This is a genomic window from Flavimarina sp. Hel_I_48, from assembly GCF_000733945.1.
Classification (GTDB): domain Bacteria; phylum Bacteroidota; class Bacteroidia; order Flavobacteriales; family Flavobacteriaceae; genus Leeuwenhoekiella.
On record NZ_JPOL01000002.1, the window covers coordinates 3,651,830 to 3,672,893 of the forward strand.

A 21,064-nucleotide genomic window follows, 5' to 3' on the forward strand; every position below is an offset into this window, starting at 1 on the left:
TTGTGAAAGTACGAAAAAGTTCCCCACCCAACCTCCCCAAAGGGGAGGAGCTACTATTATGAGATTTCTTCAGTTGGAATCTCCCCTCCTTAGGACTCGCATCCTACGAGCGCAGGGAGAGGAATGCGCAAGGGAGGATTACCAGTCAAATTTATAAGTAGCGCCCAGCAGTGCCTGGAAGCCCTGTACGGGTGTGTTTAGCCATTTTTCATAAGAATTATCAAGAATGTTATTCACCCTGGCAAAAACCGATAGTTGCTCATTAAAGCGGTAACCCAGATGGGCGTTTGCATCAAAGTAGCTGTCTAACGTGACCGTGGTTGCATTAGGACTTATAAATGGACCGGTAATGGCTGTTTGATCTTTACGCTCGCCCATTAAAAACAATGTTGTTCCCGCATACCACTGTTCCGAAATCTGGTAGTCACCAAAAAGGGATGCTTTGTAGTCTGGTCTGTTCCATGCTTCGGCGATGCCATCTGTGTCGTAAGAGAAATATTCGGCATTCAGACGTAGCTTAAAGTTGCTGTTCACATCGGCATTGATTTCCCCAAAAAAAGAAGTGGTGCGTGCATTGGCAAAAATTACCCCATAGGAATTTCCGTATTGATAATCCTGATTCCCTAGATTTCCGGCACCGTCTTCATAGCGCGGGTTGTTCAGGAAAAAGGCTTCATTATCCTGAGCACCGTAACTACCACGTAGGTTATAGCTAAGGGCATTGGAGAGTTTACCTTTTACCCCTAAATAGGCAGTGTATTTTTCATCTGTAGGCGCCATATTCTGTAAAGTAGGCGATACGAATGGATTTTGCTGTACAAAGTCACGGTAACTGTTTTGCTTGAGCCCACCTTCTACACCGGCATAGGGTGTGAAATATTCATCTGCGAGGCGATACGATGCCGAAACTTGAGGATAGAAATAAAAGTCGGTATCACTATTTTCTGTATCGAGATCTACCGCTACGGTAACGCCCATATCTAAAGTGAGGTTATCCCGTAATATTTGCAAGGATGGCGAACCTGAAACAAGCAGGTGACTGTAGTTTATTTCCTGAGAATTGTTGTAGTTACGGTCAAAGCTTCCGTTTACATAATCTGCTTTAAAATTCAGGTTTATCTTCTCATCAGTAATCGGGAACTCTATTTTGGGTTCTATGATAGCGCGTATTTCAGAAGAATTTTCGCTATCGCCAAAGTAACGTACCGTTGCCGTGGCACCGTCAAAAAAGGATTCCTGCACATCTACCGTAGTGGTAAGCCCGGCGCCGTAAAAACTGTGGGTGGGATCAATACCATTGATAAGTTGTGGCGTTGCCAGGCGGGTTAGTTCATCAATACCGTACCAGTTGTAAAGTTGATGTTCAAGCTCCAGATCTGTGATCCAGTTTACATAACGATCACGTGAAGTGTAGTTGAAGTTAAGGTTCGTATCATAAAATTTATCATCAAGCAATACATCTTCAATACCTCCCTGTGACGAATTGTGATTAAGGTAAATGCCAAAATTGCGATCACGGTCTATCTCAAAGTTGGTATAAAATTCGGCCAGCGCGCTTTGATAGGTGCCAAAGCCCAGCGTGGCGTAATTATCATACAATTTAGGCGGCTTTATTTTTTCGATCTCTTCCGCACGGCCTTTTGCAGGAGTAAACGTAGAGGCTACCGGTACTGAAAAGATTCCGTAAGTGACTTTCTTCTTTGCGGTATTTACAGAATCGCTTAATTGTGGAGTGGCTTTGACCTTGAATGCATCGCCTATTTCTGGAGTGTAAGGTTTTACAACATTAACCACTTCTGTGCCCAGATTGTCCTTGTCCTGCGCAAAACCGGGCAGGGTGAAAAGGAGTAGGGTGGCTGCGGAAATATATAAAGGCTTCAAATTTATAATCATGGAATTGGTTTGGATAATTATCATTATAATGCGCTAAAAACTAGTATTTGGGGCAGTTTTTTGACCTTTTAAGGTCGAAAACAGCTTCGTATTTCTAGTTTTCCTGTACGGAAGCATTGGTTTTTGATTCGGCTGCTTTGATTTTGACCTGTTCTGCTCTTGCGGCGGCAACAAGTTCTGGATAGTCACTAAAGTTGCTGATCACGTTATCAAGGATGTACGTGGCCTGATACGCGTCTTTGAGGGCGTAAAAGTTTTTGGCCATAAGTAAAAGTCCTTTTCCGCCATAAACTTTATAACCGCTGTAATCTTTAGCAAGCTTTTGTACCGCGTCGTTAGATCCTTTAAAATCGTTTTCTTTGTTTTTAAAATACGCATCGTAATAAAGTGCTTCCGCTCCCAGTTCGCCGGTGGCGATTTTTTGTACTTGCGCGTAGGCTTCTTTTGCTCGGGGTTCATTTCCGGTTTGCATGGCGCTGCGGGCGATAATCACCTGCGCATCACTTTTAACGTTGTTGTCGATCTTGGAATTCGCCAGTACTTTTTCCGCATACGCCACCGCTTTATCATATTGCTTTCCTTCGGAATAGGATTTCATCAGGTTGCTCTGTGCAAAAATGGTGTTCTGCGCAATGTCAGACTCTTTTTCTAAACGGCTCAGGACAGGAATGGCAGCGGTATAATTTTTTTCGCTCAGATAAACTTGTCCCAGACGGGCAAGTGCCTGCTCTGTAAACTCGCTGCGCTCTTTAGCAAGTACAAACTTGTAATGTGGAATGGTCTTTTCAAACTGGTTTTCTGAAAAATAGAGTTGACCCAGATAAAAATGAGCCTCCAGGGCACGTTGTCCAGTAGGATATTGTTGCAGGTATTCTTCAAACTGCGCACGGGCATTGTCACCTTTGTTTTCCACAAACTGCTTTTCCGCGGAAGCGAAAGCGGCATCATCCAACTCTGAATCTTCTACAGAAATATAGTTTAGCGTATTTGCCCAGCGGCCAAATTCATCCACCTGACCCAAGTCAATATAGATTAACTTGGCAGAAGCAACCGCTTGCACCCCTTCTGGCGTACCGGGAAAATCTGTGGCAACCTTTTTAAAGATATTAAGCGCCTCATCGCTACGGCTGGTATTATCATAAATAAGGGCTTTTTTAAGTAATGCTTTTGAAACAAACTTGCTCTGCGGAATCTCTGCGACCAATTTATCATAGGCATCAATCCCTTCCTGATTCTTTTGTAGGGAAACATAGGTATTTCCCAGTTCATAAAGGGCATCATCACGATAACTTGATGCTGGGAAACGCGAGGTAAAATCACGCAATCCCTCAATTTTATCGTTCTTGCGATCCACAAAACCATAACTGATGGCTTTTTGAAAAGCGGCATAGTCCCGCTCTGCACCAGGGATTTCAAGAGCAGCATTGTATGCTTCCATCGCTGGCCAGTATTTGCTATCTATAAAGTAACTGTCGCCCAGGCGCATGTATGCGTCACCTTTGCGTACCTCGTCAGCAATCCCAGACTTTGCATAGCGATCAAAGTACCGGGCTGCTTCACTATAATTTCTTTTTTTGAAATAGGCGTAACCTAAATTATAGGGAAGGTTTTCATATTCTGGTAGGCTACGGGCAGCACTGCTGGCTTCAAATTGATTGAAGGTTGCAATGGCCGCGTCAATACGGTTTACATTGTATTCACTTTCTGCTTTCCAATAGAGCGCTTTTGAGTTCAATTCGGCATTTTCGGGATATTTTAGTGCTTTTGTAAAGCTTACCACGGCATCATCATATTTACCGGCATTGTACTGATCAATACCGTAATAAAAAGCAACTTGTTGAAAAGCGGCAGGATCTTTAAAGTCTGCGCTGCTTTCAAAGAGGCCCATGGCCGCCTCATAATTTTTAGAAGTCAGGTAACTGTCTATCAGAAGGGATTCCATTTCCTGCTTTTGCGGTGCATCCTGATATGTGGCGAGAAAGCTGGTAATAACTTTTGGTGGTGCCTCATAGGCATTACCGATTTCATAGCTCAACTTGGCATAATTATAATAGCTGTCTTCTTTGATTTTAGCATCAAAATCCATCTCTGAAGCATTCCTAAAGGCATTTAAAGCTTCTTGTTTGCGACCAGTTTTCAAGTACGCGTCGGCCAAATGGTAGTATGCATTTTGAGCCACACTGTTCTTTCCATCCACAATTTTATTAAATTCGCTGATGGCCTGTTCAAATTCTCCTTGCTTGTAATAGGTATATCCTAGCTGATAATAGTCGGTATTGGTCCATTTACCGCGATCTCCTTTATATTCTTTAAGGTAGGGAAGCGCTTCGGCATATTGTTCAAGGTTGAAATAACTTTCACCAATGATTTTGTTCAGTTCTGAAACTTCGCGGCGATCTGCCGTGGCAAGTTTTTCTTTCGCCTGGGTAATGGCTTCCTGAAAGTTGCCCGATTTAAAAGCAAGGTCTGACTTAAAGTAGGAAAGTTCTTCCTGCTCGCCCTCTTCAGCTTCTACTTCTTCAAAAAGCTCTTTTGCCTGATCATAATCGTCGTTGCCATAAGCAATAAAACCTTCGTAATATTTTGCGCGCGGGCCATATTTTTCAGAATCGTGCACACGGGCAAAGTAGGCAAGTGCTTCTTCTGGCTGGCGGGTTTTAAAATGTACATACCCCATATTAAAGTTGTAGCGTTCCTGCTCTTTACCACTCAAATTGCCTACCTGGGTCTGCTCGTACCACTTTTTGGCTTTGCCGTAATTCCCATTTTCAAAATAGTAATCGGCAACATCTTTAAAAGCTGAATTGCGCTTGGTGCTTGTAGGATAATCCTCAACAAAGTGCTGCATAAGCTGATCTGCACCTTGTTGATTCAAACGTACCGCCGCATTTGCAATATAGTATGCACAGTCTGCTTTTACGGTTGCATCTGTTGCTTGTTCCTTAACTTGTTCAAAAAGTGCCTGTGCCGGCAGGTATTGCTGGTTGCTGTATAGCGTAAGCGCCTTGTTATACTGTACCAGGTCGTTAGTAAAAGCGGCCGATTGCTGGGCGCTCAGTGGCTCCACGCTTAGGAGTATAAATAGGGAAAACGTGAGAAATCTATAAATCATAGAATAATATTTGCGGTTGTTTTGTCAGTATTGCAATATAAACGGCCCAAAGTTAGTGGCTTTTTGATTGCTATAACGCTACAAAAGTGCGATAATTATGTTAAGATGAAGATTGGTTTTGTATGAGAATAGTTATCAATGTAAAGAGACGTTAGAAATGATGTTCTCTATCGCGTTTTCTTTGTTGGAAGTGATATACAGGATGTAGCTTTGAACTTTTTAATTGTATTTTGGACGGCTCAATGCATATGCCTCTGTAAAATGGGATTTAATGACTAGAAAACAGGCGATTTTTATTCTTTTAGGCTTGGGGATATTGTGTCGAATAGCCAGTTGGTTTGCCTACACCTGGTCTGTTTCTATTTTTAATGACACGGAAACCTATACCTTACTTGCACAAAAAATTATTGATGGAGCGCTTATAGGTTACAATGGGGAGCGCACGCCTATGTATCCTTTGATCATCGTATTAAGTGGGCTAAACCTGCACCTGGTCGTTCTGATACAATGTATTTTCGGACTTTTATCTTCTTATTTTGTGTTTGATTCCACGAGCAGGATAACCTCTAATTTAAAGGTTGGTTTAGCTGCGGGAGTCGTTTTTACTTCTTTTCTTAATATCATTTTCTTTGAATTTTCCATTCTTAGTGAAACGCTGAGTTTATTTCTTTTCACCTGCGTAGTATGGCTCTATATTCGTTTTGAGTTTTATAAAGGAATTTTTAGCCTAAAAGGTTCAATTTATTTAAGTTTATCCTTGGCGGCGTTGTTTCTGACTCGTCCATTCTTTCTTTATTTTTCACTGGTTATTTCAGGAACAGTATTTCTTCGCTACATTTTAACCCGATGGAAATTTTCTGTACTACACGCCACGGTAATCTTATTGCCTACAATGCTCTGTTTCCTGAGTTGGAGCAGCCTCAATTATAAAAATACGGGCGCTTTTGTGGTGACTTCTTATTATGGAATAAACCTCTCCCAGGCCACAATGCCATTTTTTGAAAAAGCGCCAGATGAGCACCGGCTGATCAGGGATATTTATGTGGCGCACCGCGATACCATGTTAGCAAACGAGGAAGATGCAGCGATGGCCATTTGGCGGGCGCTTCCAGAACTTGAGGAGAAGACGGGCAAGGATTTACCGCAGCTATCGGCAGAACTCGCAAGTATTTCCCGGAACCTGATCAAAGAACATCCTATAGATTATCTAAAATTATCCGCGCGTTCCTGGGTGCTGTTTTGGCGCAGTTCCTTTTATATGGTTCCAGAAAACTTCAGAAATAGCAACTGGCGGACCGCTTTTGATAATTTTTGGTCGCTGCAGCGCAAAGGTGTGGTTCTCGCGCATATTTGCCTTTTGTGTGGTTTTTTACTACTTATTTACAAGGTTTTTAAGCAAAAAGCGCATTTTTTTGATCCCCTTTTTCTCATTGCCATAAGTGTGGTACTTGCTTCTGTGGCGCAGGCGCTCGTTACTTATGGGAACAATAGCCGGTTTGCCGTTCCGTTCTTTGGTGCGGTGCTTGTTTTTGCTTTTGTTTTTATTTTTAGAATGTACACTTTCTTTCGCCAAAAGCGGAAAACCATAAAGAAGGGATCAGGCTCCTGAAATTTATGCTATTTTTGACGTGAATTTCTTTAATCCCTGTTTTTTATGTCCCAGACGGAAGTACTTCACCTTAACAATGCCTCCATTTTTCAGCGTGAAAACCTGATTCTTTCTAACGTGAGCATTACCATAAACAAGGGCGAATTTGTCTATTTGATAGGAAAAACAGGTTCTGGAAAGAGCAGTTTTATGAAAACCCTGTATGGCGATCTTCCACTTCAGGAAGGGCAGGGGCGCATCGTAGACTTTGATCTCGCCGAATTGAAAGAACGTCAAATCCCTTTTTTAAGACGAAAGTTGGGCGTTGTATTTCAGGATTTTAAATTGCTCAATGACCGTAATGTGGCAGATAATCTGGGATTTGTTCTTAAAGCGACCGGCTGGAAGGACAAAAAGGAAATGCAACAGCGCATCGATACGGTACTTGATAAGGTTGATATGAAAACCAAAGGTTTCAAGTTTCCGTACCAGCTTTCGGGAGGGGAACAGCAGCGTGTGGCAATTGCCCGTGCCTTGCTCAATAATCCCGAGCTTATCCTTGCAGATGAACCTACCGGAAATCTGGATCCGCAGACGTCGGTTGAAGTAATGGGCGTACTGCGCGACCTCAATAAAAACGGCAATACCATTTTAATGGCTACCCACGATTATGCACTATTGCTAAAATTTCCCTCAAAAACATTAAAATGCGACGGGAGCAAGATTTTTGAAGTGGTGCAAAAAACCATTTAATGAGCTCATCGCGCAACTGGTCATGAACAGTTCCATATCTTGGTAGGACTTAAATTGCTTATACATCAACAAACCACCACGTAGTGATTTCTATTCTGATCCCTGTCTTTAATTACAATGTGGTGCCCCTGGTTTATGCGGTCAATGAGCAGATAAAAAATCTACAGCATCCCTATGAGATTATTGTTCTGGATGATCATTCTACTAATCTCAATATGGAAAGTGCCAATAGTAAAATTGGAACAATCCCGCAGGTAACATATCTAAAAGCTCCCAGAAATAAAGGTCGGTCAGCAACACGACATGCGCTCGCACAAGCCGCAACTTCAGAATGGCTTCTTTTTCTGGATGCTGATGTCATGCCTTCTTCTCCCCAGTTTATTAAAAAGTATCTCGAAAATCATAAAAAAGCATCCATCGTTTATGGCGGAATCACTTACACTTCCCAAAGTCCAAAAGATCATATTTTACGTTACAAATATGGTAGGGAGCGAGAAGCGCAACCCGTAGCGCAGCGTTTGAAAAATCCTTATATCAGTATAATTTCGCAAGGGTTTTTAATTAACAAAAACCTCTTTTTAAAAGTGAATCCGTATAAAGAAAACCGCTACGGACTTGATGTGCTTTTTACCCATAATTTGAAAAAGGAGGCGGCCAGCGTTTTACATATTGACAATCCTGTTGTTCATGAAGGGCTGGAAACCGGTCAAAAATTCATTGAAAAGTCCGAAAAAGCAGTGCAATCGCTGCTATTTTTAACTGAAAACGGCCAAATTCCCGAAGATCATTATCGCATTCAAAAAGTGGCTTTAAGACTTAGAAAATGGAAGCTAAGTGGTTTATTTACTAAAAGTCTAGCTATCTTTAAAAAGAAAATGGTCAAAAACCTTCTTTCTAAAAACCCATCACTCTTTATTTTTGATGTCTATCGTTTGCATAAATTTCTAGAAAAACAAAAGCCCCATGCCTGAAATTTCGGTAGTTGTTCCCATTTTCAATAAAGCGGCATATTTAAAACAGACGATACAATCGGTTTTAAACCAGACATTTTCTGACTTTGAAATCCTCGCGGTCAACGACGGTTCCACAGATGGAAGCCTTCATATTTTGAAAGATTTTCAGGATGCGAGGTTGCGTATAATCGATCAAGAAAACAGCGGACTCTCCAGTGCCAGGAATGTGGGAATCAGGGAAGCCACAGGTGAAGTTATTGCATTGCTAGATGCAGATGATCTCTGGAAGCCACAACATCTCAACAACCTCATTTTTCTAAGTCAGCATTTTACGGAAGCGCATCTTTATGGTACCGGCTATGAGGAATATTTTCCGAAAGGAAAAGTGGTAAAACCGAATATTAATCGGCCAAAACAGACCGAAAAACCCCATATTATCACTGATTTTTTTGAAGCCAACATACAGCAACCGCTCGTCGTGCCCAGTAGTTTTGCTTTCAGGAAGGTTATAGTAAATGAAATAGGTGGATTTGACCCTAAAATCTCTTATTCTGAAGATGTGGATTTCTACATTCGGGCCAACTTAAAATACCGTTTTGCCTACCAACCAGAAATTACCTGCCGCTACATCATGGAATCTGTGAATCAGATCACGCGCAGCCGAAAAAGCGACCGGATTATTCCAGAGTTTCAGCGGTATCTGGACGAAAACCCAAGTCATTTAAGCTTAAAACAGTACATCAACCTTAAACGCTATTTCCTGGCGATTTTCTATAAAATTGAAAACCGGCCAGATCTTTTCCGCGAAATGCGTGCTACAATAGATACCTCTTTATTGAACACAAAGCAACGCCAACTTTTAAACGCGCCTAAATTTGTTGTGATTGTTCTACGTTTTGTGAAGGGTTTAATATTGAAAAGCGGTAAACGGATTACGAGTTTTGATTAGAATTTTGGGTTGTAATACAAATCCACGTTTGAACCCTTCTGAACGCCATGCTCTCCCACCTTCCTTGCTAAGGGAAGGAGTTTTTAGTTTTGGATAAAAGTTTTGTTCCTACTTAAATTTTAAGTAAGAAACATAAAGCTCCCTTCCTTTAAAAGGAGGGGAAAATTTCCGCTTTGGGGAAAGAGGGGTGGTTGCGAACGCCACTAACTACTTTTATAATCCACATAATCATTATATTCTCTAATATAATCATCTTCATCAAATTCTTCGGAAGCCAATACCAGGCAGATGCCCGCGGAAGAAAAATTCTCCAGTTCGCGCCAGTATCCCGGCGGGATAAGCAGGCCTTCATCGGGACGGTTTAGGGTAAAAGTATTTTTCATTTTACCGTCATCAAGAACCACGTCAAAACTGCCGCTAAGCGGGATCAGAAACTGATAGAGGTTTTTATGGGCATGCCCGCCACGGCTGGCGCCGCTGGGAACATCAAAAAGATAATACACCCGTTTTGAGACAAAAGGGATCACGTCTTTTTCAATAACGGCAAGATTTCCGCGACGGTCTTCGATTTTTGGTATTTTTATTTTGTGAGGTGTCATGAAGCTGAATTTAATAGTTTTTCCCAGGCTTTGCCCACTTCCTGCAAACCATGATCCTGTATACTCGCTTTTGCATAGCGCGCGCAACGTGTTCTAAGTTCGTAATTTTCCGTAAAAAAATTCAGTGCGTTTTTGAGCGCTGCAAAGTCATTTTCGGGCAATAGTATTCCGTTTTTATGCTGCTGAACAATTTCTGCCGGCCCCGTGGGACAGTCCATCGCAACAACGGGCGTACCGCAGGCAAGACTTTCAAGCAATACGCGTGGCGAACCTTCAAACTTGCTGCAAAGTACCGTAAAGAGGGCGTTTTTAAAATATGGAAACGGGTTTTGTTTAAAACCTTCAAAGTGTACAAGTTCGGCAATTTGTAGCTCCGCGGCACGTTTTTGATATTCGGCAAGGTACTTTCCTTCCCCCAAAAGCTTGAGCGCGATCCCCTTTTGTGGAAGATCTGAAGCTGCGTATGTTGCTATAAGTTTATCAAATTGTTTGATATCCAGGCTCATCCTTCCCGCGGCGAGAATATAGTTCTGCTCAAGGTTGCTTTCTTCGTTGGCAAGAAGTTCTATTTCGTCAAAAGCTACCGGATTCTTTATAAAACTAACGTTATTGAGTTTATAATAGGTCTCGATATTTTCTTTTATTCCGTGGGAAACGCAATTGATGTTGAATGCCTGTGAAAACAGCTTTCTTGTTCGAACATCGTTTTTCGGAAAATAATAATTCAGGTGCGAACTTCTGACCATATAAATGACCTTTAGGTCTTTATAAAGAAAATTGGCAAGCAGCCATTCCTTAAAATAATTTTTTCTTAACCGAAAATCCAGTAAAAAATCAACCTCTTTCTGCTCTAGAAACCCTTTAAAATGTGTAAAACGTTTGAGTTTATTGAATACATCGTTTTGCTTGTTTTTTAGCAATCCCAGGTTTACCAACTCGCCCGAAAAGGGATACGCGACCGCATCTGTGATCGTCACGACATACACCTCATGTCCCAGATCTTCCATTATTTTAGACAACAAACCCGCCGAACGTTCTGCGCCACCATTGCTGAGCGCTTCTATAAGAATGGCAATTTTATAGCGGGGTTGTGACATAGTTTTTTATCTTTCGACTTCAAAAATAGGTTAATCATATGAGAATATTGCTGGTAGGGGAGTACAGCAACCTGCACAATTCGCTCAAGGAAGGACTGCAAAAGAACGGGCATGAGGTAATCTTGCTGGGCAGTGGCGATGCGTTTAAAAAATTCCCTGTAGATATCAATGTCCGCGGAAAATATGTAGAGGATCTATTTTTGCCAAATGCGTTTCGGCAATTGCTTTTTCGCTTTTTCAAGTTCGATATCGCCTATCTGGAAACGTATCTGCGGGTCAGATATAGTCTACAAAAACTGGGGCAGTTTGACGTGATCCAGCTTATCAATGAATATCCTTTCAAAACGCCATATTTTTTAGAACGTAAATTGGTCACAATACTACGAAAAATGACCTCAAAACTGGTGATTTTAGGCTGTGGGGATGATTATTTGTACTTAAAAAATCGTCAAAAACTACCATATCACCCTATGGACGCGCTGCGCGGAAAACAAAATTTCCCGTGGAGCGAACGTTATTTGACTAAAAAGCATAAACACTTCCATCAATGGATTTTTGAGCAAAAGGATCTGCTCATTACGACCGATCTGGATTACCACACGATCTATAAAGAGGAAAATCTACCCGATTATTTTGGGCTGATCCCCAATCCAGTAAATCTGGATAAATTGGGTACGGTTCCTTTTCCGGAAATTAATGGGAAAATCATTATTTTTCACGGTATTAACCGAAGCAATTATTATAAAAAAGGAAATGATCTTTTTGATGCGGCGCTGCAGAAAATTCAGGCAGAATTTGGCGAAAAAGTAGAAATGATAACCGCCGAAAGTTTGCCGTACGAGGAATATATAATGAAATATGATTCCGCCCACATCGTACTTGATCAGGCGTACGCTTTAGATCAGGGCTACAATGCGCTGGAAGCGATGGCCAAGGGAAAAGTGGTCTTTACCGGTGCCGGAACCGAATTTTGTACCTATTACAATATTCCTATAAATAGTGTAGCGATTCATACCATTCCTACTGTTGAAAATATCACTGAAAACCTTAAAAAAATGCTCAAAAATCCTGAAAAGCTGATTAAAATTTCGGAAAATGCTAAGCGATTTATAACTGAAAATCATGATTACGTGAAGGTTGCTCAGGATTATGTAAAAGCGTGGGAATCTATCAAGATTTAGTAGCCAGGTGAGCGTTTATTGCCAGCGAATCATATTTCTAATTTTATCCACAAACCTCCAGTACACAAAGTAAAGGGACAGGAGAAGATACAAAATCAAGTTGGCAGTGGTCACCCATTTTGTGGCGTGTGTTGCAAGGATATCAGAGAAATTATCTTCTCCAAAAACAGCGAAAAAGGGATAGGAAACGCCTTCATAATCCAGATAATATTGAGGTATTTGCCAGAAAACGCGCAGCGTAAGTACGAGGCTGATCAATGTGGGGATCCATACACGTTTCCGAAGAAAAAACGATTTGTTATCTACCAATACCTGCCCAATGACCAGAAAATAAATGGGACAATACCACAAAATAAAACGCTCTGTATCACCGCCGCTTATCCAGGCCAGTGCCAGTGCAATTGCCAGAATGGGTACTAAATACACGTGTTTTTTGAAAACGGAAACCGCACTTTTTGGAAACAAAAATGGAAAAATCAGTAGTATTCCCAGTGTGTAAAAAAATCCTGCAAGCAGCATAAAAACAGATTTCTGGTGCATCCACCTGTAGATCGCATGTATAAAACCATAACCGTTTTCTAAAGTGATTACCAGAAGATGGGTAATCCAGATACCCAGCAAACTAACGATAAAAACCGGTAAAAAAGCCTTTAAATTTCGTATAAATAGGGCTTTATTGATCGTTATTTGGCCGTTTTCAATTTTAAAACAATTCCCGAGAAATGGAATTCCAAAGGCGATGGAAAGTATAAATTCCCGCTGAAAAACGCCAATAAAGATAAGCGCGGAAAGCAACATGACTTTTTTCCATGTGAAATGCTCATTGAGTTTTTGTAACAGAATAAGTCCAAGCATCACAAAAATAATTGCCAGCGGATCGCAGTCCGCGGGATAAAATACGGTAAAACGAAGCGAAGCCTGCCAGTGCAAAAACAGATATATTACAAACCCGAAGGCGACGAGAGGTTTTCCCAGGGTTTTCTTTAGCCAATAAAAAAGGAGCAATCCAGAGATCAGCGCGAAAAAACTGTTTATTATAAAATAGGAATTTAAAATAGAGTAGGGTAGCAACGAAGTTAGGTAGGGCGTGGCCAAACGATATACAAACGGCGCCGGACCCGCGACTGGTTCACCTGCGCGCATTTGTTCTACAACATCCACGTATTTTACACCATCAAAACCTTCACCATTATTAAACGTGATAGAATCTTGCGTTTGATTATATAAAGCAAGCAGGACAAAGAAAATAACGCTAAGGATTACGTAGCCATAGCGACCTAAAAAGTCAATTTGTTTTGTGGTTTTTTTCATTAGATAAGTTCTTCTGTCCTGTTGCTAAAAAGTGCTTTTCTAAATAGTATGAGTACAACGACGAGGTAAATAAAATAGCTAAAAAGGTGTCCCATTCCCGCGCCCACAAAGCCATAGCGCTCTATAAAAAAAACGAAGCTAAAATAGATAACCGCCAGTGAAAAAACCTGCGTCCCTATAAACGTCCAGAACATATTTTTAGCGAGAAACTGGTAGGCCAGAACCATAGAAGCCACCCGTAAAAAATCACCGCCCAGCTGCCAGGCAAAAATAGGGGACATGGCAAGAAAATCTTCGGTAAAAACCAGGTTGATCAATGGCTTTTTTAATAAAAATACTAAGATACAGCCCAAACCAAAAAGCGGTAATATCGTCTTGTAAAAGTTGAATATTTCCCTTCTAAAGCCTTTTACAGTATGGGTTTCAGCCAGTTTAGGCAATATATAAAGGGTAAGGATCGTGGTTACAAACATCAGGTAATAATCAGACAAACGCAACATTGCATCCCAATAACCCGCATGGGTTAGACCGTCAACATTGATGATATGTTGCCTTATAGCTATAAAAATCAGCGGTGTACTCATTGCGGAAAAAAGCGCCATCCCGGTGTAGGACGCTAATTTTTTAGCGAACGCTATTTCAAAATTGGCAAATTTGAAAAACCGTAAAAAGTGCCTTTTTTTAAGCAGTGCGATAGCCGTAATAAGCAGTGCGACAGATGGAATGGTGACCACGGCGATAAAAGCACCTTCTATATTGCGGGTGTAAATTAAAAAGACGGTTATGATAAGCCCAAGAATATTTGTGGTGGCATTGATCAGGATTATCCACTTGAATTTTCCAAAACCGTTAATTACTGCAACGAGCAGCGCATTTAGACCATAAAAAGGAAGCGCTAGTCCCAGTATCTCGAAAATAAAGGTAAAATTATTGTCTGTACCAAATAGAAATGTATTCCAATAAGAAGCCCCAAAAAAAAGCACCAATGCTGTCAATATTGTTGCGATGCCCCCTAATAAAAAAGACGTAGTGAGCACTTTGCCCAGCAGCTGCGGCTTCCGTTTATATTGTGAGGTGTATTTTACAACACCATTGTAAATTCCCAGAGTGCTCACTCCTTGTACGGAAGTCATAAAATTGCGCAAATCACCCAGAAGCGCCATTCCCGGGGCACCAAGATAAAACGCGATAACCTTGGAACTGATAAGTCCTGCGACAATGCGCACACCAATAGCGATGGCGTTAAAGGAGGTGATCTTTAGTAAAACATTGCCTCCTATGAACTGTCTCAGGTGCTTTATCATATAAGAACCGAATCTAGTAACACATGCTGCGCTGTTGCTATGCGAAAGCTTTTGTGGGCAAACGACCGCGCACCAAAACTTTCTTTCCAGTATTGTAGCCCGGCATTGAGGTTTTTTCCCTGATTTTCATTTGAAGTCCCAAAATCAAAATACCGTTTATCCTTAAAACCAACTGTAATCAAATAATGGAATAAAAAGTCAAGGCTTCCCAGTTGCTGTTTATTTTCATCTCCTGAAATATACTGAACATGTGCTACATGCTCAGTTTCAAAAATTGTGGTCCCGGCTACGATCTTTCCCTTTGCATTGAAGACATTGTACTGATGAATATGATCTGGGAAACGCTGCTGGAGCAGCGTAATTTCTTCAAGGCTGTGAACGGGTTTAGCGTTGTGGGTTCTGGCTAAATTGGGTATCAGAATATCTGTCCAAAAGGAGGTAAAATCGGTTGTTTTTATGACTTTTAGAGCCTGTTTTTCAGCTTTTTTGACACCTTCCAGTCGGTTTTTCTGAATGGTAAGCTTATTTTCTAAATTGATTACCGATGCAATATCCACGCGGTTTATTTCAGCTTTTACCAAAAAAGCGAGATATTCCATTTCTTCTGCCGGCAGTAGGTTGTAAAAGGAAGGAATATTTTTGATTTCCAAAAATTCAAAACCCTGCTTTTCCACAAATAACAACAATTGCTTAAAAGCCTCAAAAACATCCTTAAACTTAAGTTTTTTGGCTAAAAGGAGTCCGCCGTAAGTCAATCCCTGATGAGAATGCAAGATTTTTCCTTCGGCATGGGCGGGAAGCACAGCGATCAATTGCCCCTTTTTATAAAGCAGCAGGCTGTAGTCTGTAAAGCGTTCCGCGTGATAGTCCATAAAGTCCCGGTAGAACAAAAAGGTTTTGTTTTTCGCGGAAGCGATAAAGTCATCCCATAAGATTTTCACTTCTGGTTGATAGCGCTTTATGGAATACTCAGACAATGGCTGCTTTTTATTGGGGAAATGTACAAAAAAGGATTACAATTTAGCATAGGTCACGTTTGATCTCTAAACCAATAAAATGGTTGACGTTGCTTTTATTTTGCTATTTTTAAAGAATAACCAAATTTCAGCCACATGAAAAGAATTAAACTCTTTCCCCTGTTTTTTCTCTTAATCACTTTACCAGATCACTTTTATGGCCAGGTGAAAACCAACCTGGAACCTATCGATATTTTTGATATGGAATTTGTTTCTGATCCTCAGATTTCGCCAGATGGAGAGAAGATCATTTATGTGCGGAATTTTAAGGATATCATGACCGATAAAAATCTTTCCAATTTATGGATCATAAATAAAGATGGTTCGCAAAACCGACCTTTAACCACCGGAAATCAAACCGATTTTGCGCCACGCTGGTCGCATGATGGGAAAATGATCGTTTTTAAATCCACAATGGGAGATGACAAGATGAAGTTATACCTCATGTGGCCAGAAACCAAGCAGATTAACGCCCTCACGAATACGCCAGAGTCGCCCGGGAATATTTCCTGGTCCTGGGACGATCGCCAGCTCGCCTTTACTATGTTTGTGCCCAGCGAGCATAAATCCATCATAAACCTGCCCGCAAAACCGGAGGGCGCTCAGTGGAACAGTCCGCCAAAATACATAGATGACCTCAATTACCGTGCAGACGGAGCCGGCTACCTTAAAAGTGGAAACGACCAACTTTTTATAATTTCCCTGGACGGGGGAACGCCGCACCAACTTACCCATGACAAGCATGATTATGGAAGTCCCATTTGGTCAAAAGACGGCAAGAAACTCTATTTCTCTGCGAACCTGCATGAAGATCAGGAGCTGGAACCCAACAATTCAGAAATCTACAGTTTAACGCTTTCCGATGAAAAAATAACCGCGCTTACAGACCGAAAAGGTCCAGACAGCGACCCAGTACTTTCGCCAAAAGGAGACAAGATTGCCTATACCGGTTATGACGATACCTATCAGGGCTATACGGTGACTAAAATGTATGTCATGAACACTGATGGTTCATCACCTGAAGTACTGACCAATGCTTTGGATAGGGACATCACAAACCCGCAATGGGAGGATAATGGCAAAGGTGTTTATTTTCAATATGATGAACGTGGCGATACAAAAATAGGACACGTTGCCCTTACCGGAAAAATAAGAACGATAACCGATAACCTGGGCGGACTTTCGCTGGGGCGGCCCTACACGGCAGCGTCCTACTCGGTTTCTGGTGAGCATACTTTTGCCTTTACGCTGGGAGGGACAGCGCATCCGGCAGATCTGGCGGTCTGGGACAATGGAAATGTGGAACGGCTTACCGCGCTCAATGAGGATTTATTTTCCTTTAAAACTGTTGGAAATGTGGAAGAGCTGACGTGGAAATCTTCTTATGACGGGCGTGAAATCCAGGGGTGGGTGGTGACGCCGCCCAATTTTGATCCCAATAAAAAATATCCCTTTATCCTTGAAATTCATGGAGGTCCTTTTGCCAGCTACGGTTCGGTATTTTCAGCAGAAATTCAATTGTATGCCGCAGCTGGTTATGTTGTACTGTACTCTAATCCCCGGGGAAGTACCAGCTATGGCCAGGAATTTGGCAACCTGATTCATCATGATTATCCCAACCATGATTACGATGACTTGATGTCTGGCGTGGATGAAGTGTTGAAGAAAGGTTATGTGGATGAAAACAATCTTTTTGTTACCGGCGGTTCCGGTGGGGGCGTGCTCACTGCATGGATTGTGGGCAAAACCGACCGCTTTAAAGCGGCGGTAGTCGCAAAACCGGTAATCAACTGGTACAGTTTTGTACTTTATGCAGATAATCCCGCATTTTTCTATAAATACTGGTTTGGCGATAAACCCTGGGAAAATCCCGAAGCCTATCTAAAACGTTCCCCACTTTCTTATGTGGGCAATGTGACTACGCCCACCATGCTGATTAGTGGCGAAGAAGATTACCGAACGCCCACCGCAGAAGCGGAACAGTTTTATGCAGCCTTAAAAATTGAAGGTGTGGAAAGTGCTTTATTACGCATTCCGGGTGCTTCTCACGGAATTGCCAACAGGCCCAGTAATCTCATAGCCAAAACTGTGAGTATTCTGACCTGGTTTGAGAAATATCGTGACGTCAAATAAATAAAACATTATAAATTTCAATTTCCTTGTACTTTGTCAATAGGGTTCAAGGGAATTGTTTTTCTATAAATTAAAAACCTACCGCAGTATCATCACCACGGCGGTCTGCGCCACCTTCCAGCGTTCCGCTAGGTAATACCCGTATACCATCTACTTTTCCCAGGATAACGGAGTTTTCTTGCTCGGTGTGATACCCTTTTTCTTCCAGGCTTTTTAAAAGCTGTGCACTAAAAGCATTGGGTTCAAACACAACCACATCGGGCATCCACTGGTGGTGAAAACGGGGCGCATCTACTGCTTCCTGCATGGTCATATTGAAGTTGTTTACGTTTAAAATGGTTTGCAGCACCGAGGTAATAATGGTAGACCCGCCCGGAGTTCCTACGCTCATCCAGAGTTTGCCCTCTTTTTCAACAATTGTGGGCGTCATAGAACTCAACATGCGTTTTTGCGGTTCGATACTGTTTGCTTCTGCACCAATAAGTCCAAACATATTAGGATAGCCTGGCTTGGCGCTAAAATCGTCCATTTCATTATTGAGAAAGAAACCAAGTTCGTCTACATATAATTTAGAACCGTAAGCACCATTAAGGGTTGTCGTTACCGCGATTGCATTTCCCTGCTGATCTACTATGGAATAATGAGTGGTTTCCATAGATTCATAGCCGGTAATTTCGCCATGTTGAATTTCAGAGGAGGGAGTGGCTTTTTTGAATGAAAAATCATCCATTCGATCTTCTAAATAGGCATCGCTAATAAGTGTAGCCACGGGAATTGCATTAAAATCAGGATCGCCAAGAAAGAAACTACGATCGGCATAGGCTCGGCGTTCGGCCTCTACTATAACCTGAATGGCCTTTTCAGAATTGTGACCGTATTTTTTAAGCTTATAATTTTCAAGGGTTTTAAAAATTTGGGCTAAAGCCACCCCACCGCTGCTGGGAGGAGGCATGCTGATAATTCTCAGGTCGTCGTAGTTAAAAGTTACCGGATCCCGCCAAATGGCCTTGTAAGATGCAAGATCCTCAAGGGTGATGATTCCACCTTTTGCCTGTAGGTAATTCACAAATTTTTCTGCGGTTTCGCCACGGTAGAATTCATCTCTTCCGTTTTCGACGATGCGGGACAGGGTTTCTGCCAACTGTGGGTTTTTTATGGTGTCACCACTTTTTTTATGTACGGAATCGCTTTCCCTGAAACCTATGGAATATAGGGTCTCTCTGCCATTGACCTTATCAAAGGTTTCGGCATAATTTTGATAACGCTCCAATTGATTTTCTGTAACCGCGTAACCTTTTCGCGCCAGTGCGATCACCGGTTCAAGGATTTCGTTTAGCGGAAGCGATCCCAATTTTTCATGTACGGCAAACATGCCGGCGATGGTACCGGGAACGCCCACTGCGAGTCCTCCCTGTCGGCTCAAAGAATCTATGGGTTCACCAGTTTCATCCTGATACATTGTTTTTGAGGCGGCCATTGGCGCCTTCTCCCGGTAATCAAGCGATCCAATCTCGCCGTTGGCTTTGCGGTATACCATAAAGCCACCACCGCCCAGGCTTCCTGCAAAGGGATAAGTAAGGTTGAGCGCCATATCTGTTGCGATCATCGCATCAAACGCATTTCCTCCTTTTTTTAATATTTCGATACCAATTTTTGAAGCTTCTTCACGCGCGGAAACCACTATCGCTTTATCTGCCAGCAGCCCGTATTGCGGGATTTTGGAGAGCGTTTTCGGCCGGCTGGATTTACAAGCAGTGAGCAGTATAAACGAAAAAAGCAAAAGAAGCAGGGAAAGGTAGTTTTTTATATTCATAAGGCGGTTTTTGGTAAAATAAGTGGAATTATTGCTTAAAAATCGGTTGAAAATAGTCGATTTTTGGCAGTTATTGACCATTTTTTATATCAAATTGTTGATGAATTTCCCGAAGCCTTTCTGCCGAAAAACGCTCTAAATCAGAAAAAAACTTGGTAAATTCGGCTTCAAAAGCGATATAATGATCAAGAAGATCTTCCACCGCATGGCGCATCCCACTGTTGTTTTTAGTTCGCCGATCCATATTGCGCAAGACAGTGGCAATACCATCTATATGGGCATAGCTTAAAAGCCAGTTATCAGCAATCATATAGGGCATCATTTGCAAAATGGACGGGGTAAGCTTATCCGAATTTTTTTCTAAGAGCGCATAGAAGTCCGCCACGTAATCAGCCAGCGGCGTTTTACAGTAAACCGACCAGTTTTTAGCGAGAAAATGATCATACAGTATATCTACGATAATGCCGCTGTAATGGTGATATTTAGGGTGCAGTCGTTTTGTGCTCTTCCGTACCGTAGGATGCGCATCTGTATAGGTATCTATCGCCCGGTGCAGTAGTATACCTTTTTGCAGGGGAAGGGCATATTTTTTATAGCTTGATCCTTTAATGGCATCTGCCATAAAATTGCCTATGCTAACCTGCTCGTCACCTTCTGAAAGAAAAATATGTGCTAGAAAATTCAAGAGGTAAATCTAAGAAATATACTGCAATAGAAGTTTTATTTACTACGGAATAAAGCCTAACTATGTGTAGGATGCTTATTGATTCATCCTTTGGTAATAATATTTTGTTAGGACTGCATTTTTTTATACACCGGGGCAAGATTGAGCAACAGGGATTTTCGGTTGAAAATGAAATTAAAAGCTTTCCATTTTTTACTATTGTATTCAGGGCCTATAAAATTTTTAATGGGATAGGCCTCTTTTTGCTTTAGCAGTTCGAGTTGGTCACTAATTTCTTTTTTCGAATAATCCCCGCGTATCATAAGGGAGATATAGTAAAAAACAAAATAGTCCCTTCTATGGGTCAAATTGTCCCATAGCTGTGGGTCTACAGTTCCGCTTTCGTTTTTGAGCTGCAATAAGATTTCAGAAAAGCCAATAGAGGTTTTATTAAAATCGCGGAGCATTCTCGCGATATAGGTTTTGTCCTTTTTATCCCGTGTCAAAGAGGTAGGGGCATCGTAATAGCGATAAATCTCCAAGGGATAATACGCCATTCTCTCTGCGCGTAGAAAATGCTCCAGCATATAAAAAGTGTCTGAACAGGCATTGTGGGCATCAAAGCGTACGCCCGTTTGATCCAGAAAACTACGTTTTGTAATAAACCACCAACTCTCAAAACGGGTATTGCGGTTGGT

At 41.7% G+C, this 21,064-nt stretch carries 16 protein-coding genes; 6 read left to right on the forward strand and 10 right to left on the reverse strand.

Translation table 11 applies throughout. The annotated features are described in order from the left end of the window. Window positions 1-138: 138 nt before the first annotated feature. Both P162_RS15815 and P162_RS15820 read right to left on the reverse strand, forming a co-directional pair. A complete protein-coding gene (locus tag P162_RS15815) occupies window positions 139-1,893 on the reverse strand; it encodes a TonB-dependent receptor domain-containing protein (RefSeq protein ID WP_031428745.1) in 1,755 nt (584 codons plus the stop codon). Between the two features lie 94 nt (window positions 1,894-1,987). After that, a complete protein-coding gene (locus P162_RS15820) occupies window positions 1,988-5,005 on the reverse strand; it encodes a tetratricopeptide repeat protein (protein WP_031428746.1) in 3,018 nt (1,005 codons plus the stop codon). A gap of 271 nt (window positions 5,006-5,276) precedes the next feature. Here P162_RS15820 and P162_RS15825 point away from each other — a divergent pair, with 271 nt between their 5' ends. The 4 genes from P162_RS15825 to P162_RS15840 all read left to right on the forward strand — a co-directional run bounded on the left by P162_RS15825 (window position 5,277) and on the right by P162_RS15840 (window position 9,248). Next, window positions 5,277-6,614 (forward strand): hypothetical protein, encoded by a 1,338-nt coding sequence (locus P162_RS15825; RefSeq protein WP_031428747.1) that lies wholly within the window; start codon window positions 5,277-5,279, stop codon window positions 6,612-6,614. Window positions 6,615-6,659: 45 nt separating this feature from the next. Next, window positions 6,660-7,346 carry a cell division ATP-binding protein FtsE gene (locus P162_RS15830; RefSeq protein ID WP_031428748.1) on the forward strand — a complete coding sequence of 229 codons (687 nt, stop codon included), beginning with the start codon at window positions 6,660-6,662 and terminating at the stop codon, window positions 7,344-7,346. Window positions 7,347-7,429: 83 nt separating this feature from the next. Then, window positions 7,430-8,317, forward strand: a complete 888-nt coding sequence (locus tag P162_RS15835; RefSeq protein WP_035917148.1) for a glycosyltransferase family 2 protein — start codon at window positions 7,430-7,432, stop codon at window positions 8,315-8,317. Next, window positions 8,310-9,248 carry a glycosyltransferase family 2 protein gene (locus tag P162_RS15840; protein ID WP_051907967.1) on the forward strand — a complete coding sequence of 313 codons (939 nt, stop codon included), beginning with the start codon at window positions 8,310-8,312 and terminating at the stop codon, window positions 9,246-9,248. The genes P162_RS15835 and P162_RS15840 overlap by 8 nt, the downstream gene beginning before the upstream one ends. Before the next feature lie 203 nt (window positions 9,249-9,451). On the opposite strand, the gene P162_RS15845 is transcribed toward P162_RS15840, so the two are convergent. Together P162_RS15845 and P162_RS15850 are read right to left on the reverse strand one after the other, a co-directional pair. Then, the gene (locus P162_RS15845) at window positions 9,452-9,847 is read right to left on the reverse strand and encodes a sugar 3,4-ketoisomerase (RefSeq protein ID WP_031428751.1); all 396 of its coding nucleotides are present in this window, start codon (window positions 9,845-9,847) and stop codon (window positions 9,452-9,454) included. Continuing rightward, window positions 9,844-10,944 (reverse strand): glycosyltransferase, encoded by a 1,101-nt coding sequence (locus P162_RS15850; protein ID WP_051907969.1) that lies wholly within the window; start codon window positions 10,942-10,944, stop codon window positions 9,844-9,846. The genes P162_RS15845 and P162_RS15850 overlap by 4 nt, the downstream gene beginning before the upstream one ends. 38 nt (window positions 10,945-10,982) lie before the next feature. Between P162_RS15850 and P162_RS15855 the strand changes: the two genes are divergently transcribed. Beyond that, entirely contained in the window at window positions 10,983-12,125 is a 1,143-nt protein-coding gene (locus P162_RS15855; protein WP_031428753.1) for a glycosyltransferase, read from the forward strand. 15 nt (window positions 12,126-12,140) lie between these two features. On the opposite strand, the gene P162_RS15860 is transcribed toward P162_RS15855, so the two are convergent. From P162_RS15860 to P162_RS15870, 3 genes are read right to left on the reverse strand one after another with little or no spacing between them, the layout of a single operon-like run. Further along, window positions 12,141-13,436 (reverse strand): hypothetical protein, encoded by a 1,296-nt coding sequence (locus P162_RS15860; RefSeq protein ID WP_031428754.1) that lies wholly within the window; start codon window positions 13,434-13,436, stop codon window positions 12,141-12,143. Beyond that, window positions 13,436-14,740 carry an O-antigen translocase gene (locus tag P162_RS15865; protein ID WP_051907971.1) on the reverse strand — a complete coding sequence of 435 codons (1,305 nt, stop codon included), beginning with the start codon at window positions 14,738-14,740 and terminating at the stop codon, window positions 13,436-13,438. The genes P162_RS15860 and P162_RS15865 overlap by 1 nt, the downstream gene beginning before the upstream one ends. Further along, window positions 14,737-15,717: a hypothetical protein gene (locus P162_RS15870; RefSeq protein WP_031428756.1), complete on the reverse strand. Its 981-nt coding sequence runs from the start codon at window positions 15,715-15,717 to the stop codon at window positions 14,737-14,739. The genes P162_RS15865 and P162_RS15870 overlap by 4 nt, the downstream gene beginning before the upstream one ends. Before the next feature lie 135 nt (window positions 15,718-15,852). Here P162_RS15870 and P162_RS15875 point away from each other — a divergent pair, with 135 nt between their 5' ends. Then, window positions 15,853-17,889, forward strand: coding sequence for a S9 family peptidase (locus P162_RS15875; RefSeq protein ID WP_031428757.1), 2,037 nt, complete (start codon window positions 15,853-15,855; stop codon window positions 17,887-17,889). Window positions 17,890-17,959: 70 nt separating this feature from the next. Here the strand turns inward: P162_RS15875 and ggt are convergent, their stop codons facing one another. The 3 genes from ggt to P162_RS15890 all read right to left on the reverse strand — a co-directional run. Further along, window positions 17,960-19,702 (reverse strand): gamma-glutamyltransferase, encoded by a 1,743-nt coding sequence (gene ggt, locus P162_RS15880; protein ID WP_031428758.1) that lies wholly within the window; start codon window positions 19,700-19,702, stop codon window positions 17,960-17,962. Between the two features lie 70 nt (window positions 19,703-19,772). Beyond that, window positions 19,773-20,387: an ACP phosphodiesterase gene (locus tag P162_RS15885; protein ID WP_031428759.1), complete on the reverse strand. Its 615-nt coding sequence runs from the start codon at window positions 20,385-20,387 to the stop codon at window positions 19,773-19,775. A gap of 107 nt (window positions 20,388-20,494) precedes the next feature. Beyond that, a partial coding sequence (locus P162_RS15890) for a hypothetical protein (protein WP_031428760.1) occupies window positions 20,495-21,064 on the reverse strand: 570 nt, incomplete at its 5' end.

Coding starts and splice junctions, on each gene's coding strand:
- P162_RS15815 (WP_031428745.1), bottom strand. CDS start 1,893: ATGATTATAAATTTGAAGCCTTTATATATTTCCGCAGCCACCCTACTC.
- P162_RS15820 (WP_031428746.1), bottom strand. CDS start 5,005: ATGATTTATAGATTTCTCACGTTTTCCCTATTTATACTCCTAAGCGTG.
- P162_RS15825 (WP_031428747.1), top strand. CDS start 5,277: ATGACTAGAAAACAGGCGATTTTTATTCTTTTAGGCTTGGGGATATTG.
- P162_RS15830 (WP_031428748.1), top strand. CDS start 6,660: ATGTCCCAGACGGAAGTACTTCACCTTAACAATGCCTCCATTTTTCAG.
- P162_RS15840 (WP_051907967.1), top strand. CDS start 8,310: ATGCCTGAAATTTCGGTAGTTGTTCCCATTTTCAATAAAGCGGCATAT.
- P162_RS15845 (WP_031428751.1), bottom strand. CDS start 9,847: ATGACACCTCACAAAATAAAAATACCAAAAATCGAAGACCGTCGCGGA.
- P162_RS15850 (WP_051907969.1), bottom strand. CDS start 10,944: ATGTCACAACCCCGCTATAAAATTGCCATTCTTATAGAAGCGCTCAGC.
- P162_RS15855 (WP_031428753.1), top strand. CDS start 10,983: ATGAGAATATTGCTGGTAGGGGAGTACAGCAACCTGCACAATTCGCTC.
- P162_RS15860 (WP_031428754.1), bottom strand. CDS start 13,436: ATGAAAAAAACCACAAAACAAATTGACTTTTTAGGTCGCTATGGCTAC.
- P162_RS15865 (WP_051907971.1), bottom strand. CDS start 14,740: ATGATAAAGCACCTGAGACAGTTCATAGGAGGCAATGTTTTACTAAAG.
- P162_RS15875 (WP_031428757.1), top strand. CDS start 15,853: ATGAAAAGAATTAAACTCTTTCCCCTGTTTTTTCTCTTAATCACTTTA.
- ggt (WP_031428758.1), bottom strand. CDS start 19,702: ATGAATATAAAAAACTACCTTTCCCTGCTTCTTTTGCTTTTTTCGTTT.